We start from the raw sequence: 12,526 nt of genomic DNA on the forward strand, positions 1-12,526 counted from the left end.
ATATTCTCAAGCGGTTGTTGGCAGTTATCAGGGAATTCCATGTTATGCGACGCGAAGTAAGAAGAAAAAGCCTGAATGCTCAAAGTCCCATTGCGCCAATGGAAATGCCCGGGCTCGACAGCCATCTTTGCTTCGCGCTCTACGCCGCCAGCAACCACATGACGCGACTGTTCGTACCCTTCCTTCAAAAGCTCGGCGTGACCTACCCCCAATATCTGGTTCTCGTTGTGCTTTGGGAGCGTGGCCCCCAAGGCGTGGGAGACCTCGCCTCAATGCTACGCATGGATTTTGGCACGCTTTCGCCGATGCTTAAGCGGCTCGAGACAAAGGGATTCGTTAACCGACGCCGGCAGCCCACCGATGAACGACGCGTACTCGTCGATCTAACAGCGAAGGGGGTTTCGCTTCGGAAGCGGACCGAACAGATGTTGGGCGAGTTCTACTGCTTTCTAAACGTGCCTTTAGCGGATTTATTCGATCTGAAGGATCGGCTTCACCATTTCGTAAGCTCAGCCGGACCGAAGGAAACGAGGACCAATCCTGTTAAGGTGTCAGAGTGAGCTTTCTGAACTATCGTTTCAACGCCTTCTCATCAATTTCGTTCGTGTGTGACGCCCCGAATAGCTTACGGAATTCTCCTTCTCTAACGCTATCAGTTGAGGAAAGCGCCTCAAGCGAACCGTAGTCTCCGCGAAACGGGAACATTTCGTATTTGGGCCGGAGACTTTTGCCGATTCCGCCTAAACACCTGCGAACGGCGAGTCTGGAGACAACCTCGGAGTCGCCAAAAGCTCGGATTTCCGGGCCATTCGCGCGTCTCTTCTGGCGCCGGGCGGAACGGAGGACTGGCTGGCTGGGGCGGGAGGATTCGAACCTCAATATGGCGAGTTAGAAATCGGACGCTCTCGCCTGCCCGAGAGAAGCGGCAGAACCTCTTTCCGCTGAAGTTCATAAGTAACTCCGAACGTTCGAATTTCGAGAACCGTACCGAATGGATGGAGTCCAGAGCTTCGGAGAGAAACGGACCTTTCGGAGAACAATAGGCCGACTCTGCCGATAGGGAGTCCGAAGCTCAAATGAGAAATCGCTGCTGTTACTGGCTTAATTGCCCCCGAGTTCACCCGGAGAATACGCGGCCTTCGGCAATCTGGCGGAGGGAGAGGAACTGGGATCGAACCTTCTCCACGTAGTCCGCAGTAGTCAGGGGTGCTCAGGCGCATCAGGACGCCCTCGGATCGGGCGGCCGGAGCCTGACGGCGCCCAAAAGGGCTCTCGAGGCGCCCACAGCGACGGCGGCGAGCCCCAGCCATATGGGTGCCCTCAGGAGCCCACGAACGCCTGATGCCTTTCCGGAGCATGTCGTGAACCATGCGCCCATCCTTGCGGAAGGTCCCGCCCCGCGAGAATTTGCGTCAATGGTCGCGAAATATCTCGCTGCATGAACTCCGCATGCCGAAGCGGTCGCGCCTCGAACAGTCGCCCGGTGCGGCGTAGGAATCCGCCGATTCTTTTCACTTTATGCAGCTGGAAATGCCTCCGGATCTTCTTGAGGTCCAACGCGTTACACGCGTCGTATTGTAAACTCTGGCTCAATCTCGAGCACGGTCACGGTTCACCTGCCGAGCGGAAGATGGCGATGGTGATTGGCCGGCCCTTGCTGAAGTTGAATGCCTCGACACGCGGTCCGCGTTCATAGCGCACCCCAATCGCTTCTGCTCGCTGGGCAAAAGCGCTTTCCTGATGCGTTTCGATGAAGGCAAAACGGCAGTCGCCCTCGCGCAGCAAGTCTGCCGCTCCTGACGCATCGGTGAAATGGGTTTCGGTGCCGGCGAGAAAGACGAGGCTCGGCTCGCCGTACCCGGCGCTGGCGGCGACCGGATGCGTGCAACCGGACTCGCGCAGCACGCCAGCGAGCGCCACACTCGGGAACAGCGGGCCAAGCGTCGGCAGGATCATCGAATAAACGCCGATGCTTATCAGCACCATTGCCGCCGTAGCGCGCATAAGCGCTCGCTCGGCACCGTCGTCATCATACAATTGCCAAGCCAAGAAACCACAGACGATCGCAGCGGCGAAGAACGGCCAAGCGGGAAGGACGATGTCGTGGTTAATCACGATCGCGCCTGCAACAGCGGTGATGCTGAGGAGAATCGGGACGACGAACCACCAAATGATGTTGGGTTTGAGCCAGCGCCACCGGGACAACGCTTTCGCCTCGACCGCTCCGGCGGTGAGGATGGCGATGGCTGGATACAATGGCATCACGTAATGTGGCAGTTTGGTCACGGACAATTCAAACACGAGCCATGAGGGCACCAGCCATGCCAAGAGGAAGCGAATTGGCATCTCTCGCCGCTTAGCCCATACCGCTGGTGCCGCCAATCCCGCCAGAATGCAGGCAGGAAAGAAGGTCGCAAAAAACAGGACCACATAGTATCCCGGCGGCCCGCCGTGACTCTCCTGGGAATTCGCTATCTTACCCAGAGTGTCGTGGACCACGGAATCAAGGAGGAAGGCATTACCTGTGCGGGCGTAGATCGCGATGAACCACGGTAAGGCGAGAACGACAAGCCAGACGACACCGTAAAGCGGGCGAAGCGCTTGAACCCAGCGTACGGAGCGATCGATGATCGAGAGTGTCGCCACCGTGAGGCCAACGATCATGACAATCACGAGCCCCTTTAGCAGAATTCCGGCCGCGAGTGCGGTCCAAAATACCGCAAGCAGCGCCCATCCAGGTCGCGCGACCTTATCGTCGCGCGAGAATAAATATGCGCGCGCTAGCACCGACATCGCGGTGACTACTGTAAAAAGCAGCATAGCATCGGCTCTCGCGAGCCGGGCTTCGGCGCCGAGCAGGATCGAGCCCACCATCATCAAAGCGGCCAGCGCCGCGCCGCGCCGGTCGACAAAGGCGAGTGCGCACCAGTAGGTTGCCAACACAGCGCCGACGGCGCCGAAAAGCGACGGCAGCCGGTAAAGCCAGATGGTGAGACGCGCATCCGGAACGCCGAACGCTTCAGCCGTCTTCACCGTGGCCGCCTGCAGCCAGTACATGCCGACTGGCTTGGTGTAATGCGCCTCGCCTTGGAAGCGGGTGTCAACATAGTCGCCAGTTTCGATCATCTGCTTGGATTTTTGGGCAAAATGCGGCTCGTCGCGATCGATCGGCGGAATCTGGAATACGCCGGGCAGGAAAGCGATCAGCGAGGCAATGACCAGCATAAAAACTGCCCGCCGGTTCGAACTCACGGCAAAATCGAAAACCGAGGCAAGGCCCTTTGTCCGCCAAAAGGTCCGCGGCAGCGCGCAAAGCCGAGAGCGCAGTTGCGCTGCATTAAACAAGGTCAGACTCTCGTTGGGCGAACTGGTGCTGCGCCAGGACATCCTCACGCGCGAAGCGGTAGTATCGGACCGCACCTTCGAACGGCACGTCCCGCATAACATGCTGCAGCCGGCGTAGTGCGATCAGATTCCAATAAATTTTCTTGATCATCAAATTGCGATGCGGCCGAGATTCCCTGTACTCCACGGGAACCTCAACCAGGCGCTTGCAGTTGCGCATGGCGCGTAGGACCAGTTCGGTATCGAACTGGCCGCGATCGAGCTCGCAATTCGCTATGATGGCATTTAGCGACTCGCGATTGAGCAGCTTCGGCCCGTGCGTGTCCGTCCCACTGTAGCCAAACAACACCTGCAGGGCGGCGTTCAGGCCGGCGCTCAGAAACCTGCGGTACGGCCGCTGAAAATTCAACGTCGGGTCGGCGCGCTTGGAGGCAATGAAGAGGTCATATTGGTGGCGATTATTCCAAGCCCAGGTCATGAACGGAAGGTCCCACTGCTCGATGTCGAGCATGTAGACCCATTTGGTTGTTGTGGAGCGCAGGCCTGCCTTGAGCGCAGCACCATAGTTCGGCTTCTCGAGATTGACCACGCGCGACAGCGGCCAACGCTCGACAATGTGGCTGAGAAAAGCCGGGGTTCCGTCGGTGCTGCCGTTGTCGACAAAGACATAAAGCCAATTGTCAGCGCCGAGCAGGTTATCGAGATAGTTCGCCAGCGCCTCGGCGTTCGCCATCAAAATGGATTGCTCATTGAAAACCGGGATTACGATCGACAGCGGCAGTTCCCCGGCGGCTGGCGTTCCCGATGACACTTTTGTCAGCATCGCTACTTCCAATCAGCCGCCGTCAATCCGAAGCGGACCAAGCCTGCCGCCGCACCCAGATCTCGCGGTTCTCCAGATACCAGTTCCACGTTGTCTGCAAGCCAGCCTCGAGGTCCGTTGGAGCATTGTAACCGAATTCGCTCGCCGCTTTGGCGATATTACACCAAGTCGAGTGAACTTCGCCGCTGCGGCGAGCTTCGCAATGAACCCGGATATCGCGTCCGGAAACCTTCTTGAGCGTTGCGACGAGCGTGCGGAGCGATGTCGGCTGTCCGCAGCCGAGCTGGTAAACGCCGGTGAGCTCCCGCTTGAGCGCCGCTTCGATGCCGCGCACCAGATCGCCGACGTAAAGGTAATCGCGCTGCTGGGTGCCGTCGCCGTAGACGACGAGCGGCTCCTCGCGAATGATGCTTTTGATAAAGGCGGCCACCACGCTCTTTTTGTGCGCCGAGCGCGGACCGTAGATGTTCGAAAAGCGCAACGTCACGCATGAGAGTCCATAGGCGCCGGCAAAGGCGGAGCAATAACCCTCCACAGCAAGCTTGGAGGCGCCGTAGGGAGAGAGCGGACAAGGTGCCATCTCTTCCGAGATCGGCGACGCTGCTTCGCCAAGCAAGGCGCCACCGGTCGAAGCATTGATGACGCGACGAACATCTGCGGCGCGGGCCAATTCGAGCAAATGGAATGAACCAGCAACATTGACTTCGAAACTGGGACGCGGATCTTCAACGGAAGCGATAACACCGGACAGGGCCGCAAGATGTACGACGGTATCGACGCCTTGCAGGCATTCCGTCATCGTGGCTCTGTCGGTGAAATCGCCGCAAGTGAACCGTACCCCGCGCGGAAAGCTGGGACGCTGCTGCCCGACCGAGAGGTTGTCAAGCACGACGACCTCGTAGGCGCTGTTGGCCGACAAATGCTGTACGAGATTAGCACCTATGAAGCCGGCTCCGCCCGTTACAAGTACGCGCATGCTAGTAGATCTCGAATGAAGCATTGATCGGGGAACTGCGCAGCAATCGTATCACCACTTCGAGACACAAGGAATCTTTGTACGGTCGCAATTGCTTGCGTACTTCTTCGCGATTTCCCTGATCTCCCCGAGCAAGCTACTGTTGAGCATGATCGGCTCGAGGCCGAGGCCGATAAGACTACGGTTTTCGACGTACAGGTCGTTAGTGTCCGCCTCTTTGCGCGGATTGGGCACATGCGAAATCGGCACCCCAGTCAATCCGGAAATCATCTCCGCCAGATCGATGAGCCTGAAGGTCTCGGTCATCTGGTTGAAGATGCGCACACGTTCGCCTTTTTGAGGCGGGTTCATAATCGCAAGCTCGATACAACGAACGGTATCCTGAATGTTGATGAACGCCCGCGTTTGACCGCCTGTGCCATGTACGGTTAACGGAAAGCCGATGGCTGCCTGCACGAGAAAACGATTGAGGACGGTTCCATAATCACCATCATAATCAAACCGATTGATGAGCCGCTCATCGAGTGACGTCTCTTCAGTTTGCGTGCCCCAAACGATGCCTTGGTGCAAGTCGGTGACGCGAACCTCGTCGATTTTGTTGTAGAACGCGAACAACAATTGATCTTGGGTCTTGGTCAGATGATAGATGCTGCCAGGATCGGCCGGATAAAGAATCTCCCGATGAATGACTTTACCGCCCTCCTCCACCTTAATCGGCAAATAGCCTTCCGGAATCTTCATCCCGGCGGCGCCATAGCCGTAAACCCCCATTGTACCAAGATGAACGACGTGGCTGTCCACGCCGGCCTCGACGATCGCGGCGAGAAGATTGTTGGTGGCATTGAGATTGTTGTTGACCGTGTAACGCTTGTGATACGATGACTTCATTGAATAGGGCGCCGCGCGTTGTTCGGCGAAATGCACGATAGCGTCCGGCTGCCACTCAGCAATGAGCGTCAAAAGGCGATGATAATTCTCGGCGACGTCGAAATTGTAAAAGGAAGTAACCTTGCCGGTTATCTCTTTCCAAGCCCGAATACGTTCTCCGATCGGCCGGATTGGCGTAAGCGACGATGCCTCTAGCTCGTTGTCGATGTTGCGACGAGACAAATTATCGACGATTACCACATCGTGGTCTCGCGCCGAAAGGTGCAATGACGTAGGCCAGCCACAAAACCCGTCGCCGCCAAGAATTAAAATTTTCAATAATCTTCCTCCCTCAATCTCGCTGCCCCATGTCCGAGATGAGTGCTGAGGTGGATCCCATCGGTAGGACCACCTACAAAGTTCCATTCCCCACACGCCCTTGTCGTCCCCACTGGGCGCCCTCGATCCCCGGGTAGCCGCGAGGATGGAGTAGGGGCCTTCTGACAGACGATTGTTTCTCCAGAATTTCTGAATTGTGGAATCATAGTGGCCGCTGGTCTGGCTGGTCGCAATCATATGCATATATGACAGCGCTTCCTAGTTTGACGTTAACTGGCAGATCATCGATTGGACAGCATTGAAAAAAAGCGAATCTTCAAGCATGCCGAAAGCGCCGCGCCATGGCTATGACTGAAGCTGTTTCTTTGGCCGCCGCCGCGCGTTCGCGCATACGCTCGATCGGCCGCCGCGGCGCCGCGCGCCTCGTCGCCTGGGCGGGCGACGAGAAATTAAGCCCGTGGCTGGTGGCGGGCTTCGTCATCCTCCACGTGGTGTTCTGGACCTTGATCCTGATGCGTTTGCGGGTGGCGCAGGATGTGCACTTCGATGTCGCCGAGGCCTTTGCCTGGGGCCAGAAATTCCTGCTTGGCTACGGTAAGCATCCCCCGCTGTCGGGATGGGTCGCCGGCCTCTGGTTCATGCTGTTCCCGGTCACGGACTGGTCGACCTATGCGCTGGCGATGGTGACGGTCGGTGCAGGCATGATGATCTGCTGGGCGATCGCCGTGCGTGTGGTCGATCGCCGCCGCGCCTTCCTTGTAGTGGTGATGCTCGCGATCTACCCGATCTTCAATTTGAAGGGCTTCAAGTACAATCCGGATCTGCTGCAGCTGGTCACGCTGCCGCTGGTGGTCCTCGCCTATCTGGACGCGTTCGAGAAACGCACGATTCGTTCAGGCGTCTGGCTCGGGCTTGCCGGCGCGCTGGCGCTGATGACGAAATACTGGGTGCTGACGATGATCGGCGCGATCGGCCTCGCGGCACTGATTCATCCCGCGCGGATGCTGTTCCTGCGCTCGCCAGCGCCGTGGGTCGCGATCGCGACGTTGGTGGTTGCGATGGTCCCGCACTTCATTTGGCTGAAGCAGGTGGATTTCGCGCCGTTCACCTATGCCAGCGATACCTATTCGATATCAAATCATATTCAGAGCCTGGAATTGGTACTGGGCTATATCGGGCATAACATTGCTTTGCTCGCGCTGCCGTTGGTGGTCGCCGCCGTGGCGTTGGCGTGGAGCCCGCACGGGTGGATGTTGCTGCAGCGCGATCCGCGCGCCTTCGTCACACAACCATGGTCGCGCGATGCCAATTCAGACGTGCGGATGAACCAGGCACGGAATATCTGGATCGTTCAAGGCATCGTCGCCGTCGGTCCGCTGATCGGGGCGCTAGTTTTCTCGATTTACGTCAAGACTGACTGGGGCATCTCGCTGTTCTTCCTGACGCCGCTGGCAGTGGTCGCGATTCCTCAATTGCGCCTGCGCCGGGCCGCGCTTGTGCGAGTCGTTGCGACCTGGCTGGTGATTTCGCTGCTTGTGCTGGTCGCTGCGCCGCAGATCGTTCCCATCACGATGCTGCACAATGCGACCGGCCAGTTCACCTATGGCTCACATTCGCAGCTCGCGCGTGAGCTGACGGAGCTGTGGCATCGGCGCTTCCATTCGCGTTGGAAGGTGGTCGCCGGCGCCACCGATGTCGGCGAGCCGATGACATTCTATAGCCCCGATCACCCGATGCCGCTAACGCCGAATGAAAGCTGGTCATCGGGGCTTACGTCGCTCGACGAGGCGAACCGATATGGCTTCATCGGCATCTGCGAAGTCGGCGCCTGGAATCAGCAGGCATGCGAGGCCTGGATGAAGCGGAATGCAGCAGGTGGAGAGGAGATGGTGATCACAACGAGGCGACTCTTTCGCGGGTCTGCCGGCGCTGCGACCACATGGAACGTATTCATCGTCCCTCCGGCCAATCGTGAAGCTCCGGAGTAGCCTCATGGATAGTGCCAGCATTTATCGTTTTAGCCGACCAGCCCCACAGATAATGTCGCTCTTGGCGCTAACCGTTTGCGCGATTGGTTGGGCCGGAGTTTGGCGAGAACACCCACCAGCATGAGGGATTTCTACAGGAACGTCACGGGGACCTCCCGCGTTGATTCCAGGATTTTACCGACAAAGACGGCGTCGTCCATAGTAGCCCACGTCCGCTAGGTTCCCGACGCTGGATCGTAGGCACCAGCAGCGTGTTGGTGCCGGCGAACGGCTCCCATTTCGCAAGGACCATGCACCGCAGCAAGCCGCATCTCTCTTAGTTTCGTTGATCGCCGATGGTATTGGCCCGAAAAATAGCTTCTCCGTTTCTAGGATTATGCTAACGATCCGCCCGTTAACTACCGCCCAATTTGGTGATGAGATGAACGCAAAGGGCTTAGCCGGAAGACTACTAATTGGTCGTCAGATTGGCGCGGTAGCAACCGCGTTCATGATTCCCGTGAGTACCAGCGGACAAGCAATCGCACTGTCCATTTTCGTTTTGTTCGCCATTCTAACTGTAGAGCGTGAAGAATGGCTGGTCACCTTCGCGATTCCCGCAGCGGGCGTTCCGGTTGGCCTATTTTTGCTAATATTGATTGGCATGTCGTGGTCGCCGACCCCGTTTGCCCCCGGAGGGGGAGTAACTCACTATGCAAAATTGTTGCTCATTCCGGTTGCGATGGCGTGTGCTTTCACCCCCCGGGAGGCGCTTCAAATCGGCTACGGGTTTTTGGCGGGATGTCTAGTCGTCCTGGTCCTTTCGTTTTTGTCATTTTTCATACTTCTCCCCCCTCCCTTCCGCCGCGCGATGGACGGTGTGCCGTTGAAAGACAATGCCGTTCAAAGCGGATGTTTTGCGCTATGCGCTTTCGCGCTGGCCTTGGGAGGCGTCCGCGTGTGGGTTGGGGGCAACCGGCGACGTGCAGCCGCAATGATTATCTTGGCATTAATATTCCTTGCGGACATCTTCATGATTTTCATCTCGAAGACCGGCGTCCTTATGACGGCTGCATTGGTTGGTCTATTTGTAATCCATGCTGAGGGTTGGAGACGGTTCTTGTTGGTCGCAGCTCCGATCGCACTTGTCGTGGCAATTGCGCTTTGGTCGTCGGCTCCAGCACACCGTCGTTTGGCAGAGATTGCGACCGATATACATGCCGTTGACGGTGACAAAGGGAGTTCGGAACCAACCCTCTCGACAGCTAGTCGGCTCGATTTCTGGAGCAAGGCTGTCGAATTCATTAAGGAAGCCCCGTTGTTTGGTCACGGCACCGGCAGCACCAAATCGCTGTATCAGTCTCTCGAGGCTACTAGACCGTCTCCATATGGCGAGGCTGTGCCCGACCCGCACAATCAGTTTTTTGCGATTGCTATTCAGGTCGGTCTGGCGGGCGGCGCTATACTACTCGTTATGTGGGCCGTGCATTTTTCAATGTTTATCGGCCGTAGTTTCGCAAGCGCGTTGGGGCAGGCGGTCGTTATACAGAACTTCATCGGATCGCTTTTCAATAGTCACCTGTCGACCGTCACACAGGGAATGCTGTATTGCTTGGCTGTGGGATTGCTTGGAGGCATTGTGCAGCGAGCGCCACCGAACATTGATCGCTAAAGATCTCCGCAGCCAGCTTGAAATTAGCTCATAAAATGAATGATATGGCATCGCGATCGATTTTACTCGACAATGCGCATTTTTTAATTCGGTGCCTACGTTATCGTTTGCGAACAGAAAAGCTTCAGATCAAAACCATGATCTGTCTCAATCTGAGGGGCGCGACGGTCTTGGATATCGGGGCAAACAAAGGACTCTATTGTTTTTGGATGATGCGCGCAGTCGGACCTTCAGGCCACGTAATCGCATTTGAAACGCAACCAGAGATGCGAAACGGCATCGAACGTCAGAAACTTCGATTTGATTGGTCCAATCTTCGAGTGATGAATGTCGCCTTATCGGATTTAGATGGGGAGATGAACCTATCTCGGCAAAGAATCGGCGACGGAAGCGCGACGCTGGACACAATTGCCGACGAAATATTCTCGAAATTGAAATTCATTAAATGCGATGTGGAAGGGCACGAACTTAACGTGTTTTTGGGTGGCGCGCAGACAATTCGACGCCACCGACCTGTCGTACAATTCGAGAGTACCGTTACAGATCAAAGAACACAGGATATTTTTCATTTTTTTCGTAGTCTCGGATACTCGGGGGTACTTTTATTAGGGGGTGCGTACCTTCATTACTCCAATCCTGACACCGTTCCGCACTACAAGTTTGGGATGGGAGGCCACCGAGATTTTCTATTTTTCCCACCGGAAGCGATCGGAACGACGATCCCGTTTAATCTGTCTGAAGTGGATTCCGGACCTGGGACCAGGGATCGCCGAAATTAAGGTGTGATCCCGCCTGCCTTTGTCCTTCAAATCAAGCAGCTTCCTGCTGCTGCTTTTGCGTCTGCTGTAGGCGCTTCGGGTCAAAATCAGATCTCGATGCTCGCAACGCAATGTCTGCTTCAGGCGTCCTTTTCCGTGATGACCGCGAACTCATTGCCAAGCGGCACTCCGCCCAGGCCGAAGCGGACCGGGGCCTTGTAGTGTTCGACGTAGTTGTTTGCATGCTGGTTTGCCATTTTGTCTGCGCGGCGGCCGAAATGCTCGGCAAGTAGCTGTTGCCGCGACTGCCGAGCCCTGAATGCCCAAGCCGAGGAAATCTCGGCGGCTGTGCGGCAGCGTTGCACCCTTTTCAGTGTTTTCAGAATTCTGTTCTCCCAATGTCACTACGTGGTGACGCGACGCCCTGCGGCCGTCGCGCGCTACTTCAGGCGGGGTCCAGGCCCTGCGATTTACGCCAACCCTCTGTGCTGGGCCCGGCCGATCGATGCCGAGCTGCGCCGCGATGCCAGAACGGTAACGCCAACACGTATTCGAAGGGCGGCTCCGAAGAGGTGGTCGGCCGGGCGATCAGGTGAGGGGCGAGTACTTATACCAGCCTTCGGAAGGTCTGACTCTTTTTTGAAAAGCTGGCGCCGGCGTGATTCATTTATGACCGACTGGATTGATTCGGGAGGTCGGCGATGGGCGCGGCGGTCGGTCTACGGGAGGATTTCGAGGCGGATGAGCTGCGTCGGCTCGCGGCGAAGGTGAAGGATGCCGCGCAGGCGCGACGGCTGCTGGCGCTGGCGGCGATTCGCGACGGGATGAACCGCACCGAGGCGGCCCGGATCGGCGGCATGGACCGGCAGACGCTGCGGGACTGGCCGCACCGCTTCAACCAGTACGGGCCTGACGGTCTGATCGACATCAAGCCGACCGGGCGGCCGTCGAAGCTCTCCGACGAGCAGAAAGATGCATTGAAGCAGCTCGTCGAGACCGGCCCCGACCCGGAGAAGGATGGGGTCGTACGCTGGCGCTGCGTCGACCTGAAGCGTGTTCTCGGACAGCGTTTCGGTGTCGATCTGTCGGAGGTGAGCCTGGGGCGCGCGCTCAAGAAGCTCGGCTTCTCGCACATCAGCGCCTGGCCGCGCCATCCCGTGCAGGATCCGGAGACGATCGCGGCATTTAAAAAAACTTTCCTACGCAGGTCGCGGCGATCGTGACCAAACTCGCCCCGGAAACGCCGATTGAGGTCTGGTTCCAGGACGAGATGCGGGTCGGCCAGAAGAACAGCCTCGTCTACCAATGGGCCAAGAAGGGATCACGGCCGCGGCAGCCCAAGGATCAGCGCTACGAGAACGCCTATGTGTTCGGCGCCGTCTGTGCGAGCCGCGACACCGGCGTCGCCCTCATCATGCCGCAAGCCGACACCGAGGCCATGCAGGCGCATCTCGACGCCATCGGCAAGGCCGTCGCGCCCGGCGCGCATGCGCTGCTGATCCTCGACAAGGCCGGATGGCACACGACGCGCAAACTAAAGCCACCTGCCAATGTCACCCTCGTGCCGCTGCCACCCGCCTGTCCGGAGCTCAACGCAGCCGAGAACATCTGGCAGTATCTGCGACAGACCTATCTCGCCAACCGCGTGTTCGCGTCCTACACCGATATCCTCGACGCCTGCCAAGACGCCTGGCGAAAACTTCTCGCCGAAACCGGGCGCATCACCTCGATCGCGGCCCGCGACTGGGCCATCATCGGTCAGCCCTTCTGAAGGCTGGT

9 protein-coding genes are annotated in these 12,526 nt (G+C 57.7%); 5 read left to right on the plus strand and 4 right to left on the minus strand.

Going from position 1 to position 12,526, the window contains the following annotated elements; translation table 11 throughout:
- Positions 1 to 44: 44 nt before the first annotated feature.
- Positions 45 to 560 carry a MarR family winged helix-turn-helix transcriptional regulator gene (locus B5525_RS34780; protein WP_079570381.1) on the plus strand — a complete coding sequence of 172 codons (516 nt, stop codon included), beginning with the start codon at positions 45 to 47 and terminating at the stop codon, positions 558 to 560.
- Between the two features lie 1,045 nt (positions 561 to 1,605).
- On the opposite strand, the gene B5525_RS34785 is transcribed toward B5525_RS34780, so the two are convergent.
- The 4 genes from B5525_RS34785 to B5525_RS34800 form a co-directional block, all read right to left on the minus strand.
- The gene (locus B5525_RS34785; RefSeq protein ID WP_079570383.1) at positions 1,606 to 3,225 is read right to left on the minus strand and encodes an ArnT family glycosyltransferase; all 1,620 of its coding nucleotides are present in this window, start codon (positions 3,223 to 3,225) and stop codon (positions 1,606 to 1,608) included.
- A gap of 112 nt (positions 3,226 to 3,337) precedes the next feature.
- Positions 3,338 to 4,078 (minus strand): glycosyltransferase, encoded by a 741-nt coding sequence (locus tag B5525_RS34790; protein WP_172900036.1) that lies wholly within the window; start codon positions 4,076 to 4,078, stop codon positions 3,338 to 3,340.
- Between the two features lie 112 nt (positions 4,079 to 4,190).
- A complete protein-coding gene (locus B5525_RS34795) occupies positions 4,191 to 5,087 on the minus strand; it encodes an NAD-dependent epimerase/dehydratase family protein (protein WP_244567689.1) in 897 nt (298 codons plus the stop codon).
- Between the two features lie 108 nt (positions 5,088 to 5,195).
- On the minus strand, positions 5,196 to 6,350 hold the full coding sequence (locus tag B5525_RS34800) for an NAD-dependent epimerase/dehydratase family protein (protein ID WP_079570387.1): 1,155 nt from the start codon (positions 6,348 to 6,350) through the stop codon (positions 5,196 to 5,198).
- 341 nt (positions 6,351 to 6,691) lie between these two features.
- Here B5525_RS34800 and B5525_RS34805 point away from each other — a divergent pair, with 341 nt between their 5' ends.
- From B5525_RS34805 to B5525_RS34820, 4 genes are all read left to right on the plus strand, one after another.
- The gene (locus tag B5525_RS34805; protein ID WP_079570389.1) at positions 6,692 to 8,338 is read left to right on the plus strand and encodes a glycosyltransferase family 39 protein; all 1,647 of its coding nucleotides are present in this window, start codon (positions 6,692 to 6,694) and stop codon (positions 8,336 to 8,338) included.
- Between the two features lie 421 nt (positions 8,339 to 8,759).
- Positions 8,760 to 9,989 carry an O-antigen ligase family protein gene (locus B5525_RS34810; protein ID WP_172900037.1) on the plus strand — a complete coding sequence of 410 codons (1,230 nt, stop codon included), beginning with the start codon at positions 8,760 to 8,762 and terminating at the stop codon, positions 9,987 to 9,989.
- A gap of 35 nt (positions 9,990 to 10,024) precedes the next feature.
- Positions 10,025 to 10,768, plus strand: coding sequence for an FkbM family methyltransferase (locus B5525_RS34815; protein WP_244567690.1), 744 nt, complete (start codon positions 10,025 to 10,027; stop codon positions 10,766 to 10,768).
- Positions 10,769 to 11,448: 680 nt separating this feature from the next.
- Positions 11,449 to 12,518 (plus strand): IS630 family transposase gene (locus tag B5525_RS34820; RefSeq protein WP_154073625.1). Its coding sequence is split into 2 segments (ribosomal slippage): positions 11,449 to 11,935 and positions 11,935 to 12,518, totalling 1,071 coding nucleotides; the frame shifts between segments, so codons are not numbered across the junction.
- Positions 12,519 to 12,526 lie beyond the last annotated feature (8 nt).

The organism is Bradyrhizobium erythrophlei (genome assembly GCF_900129505.1).
GTDB classification, from domain to species: domain Bacteria; phylum Pseudomonadota; class Alphaproteobacteria; order Rhizobiales; family Xanthobacteraceae; genus Bradyrhizobium; species Bradyrhizobium erythrophlei_D.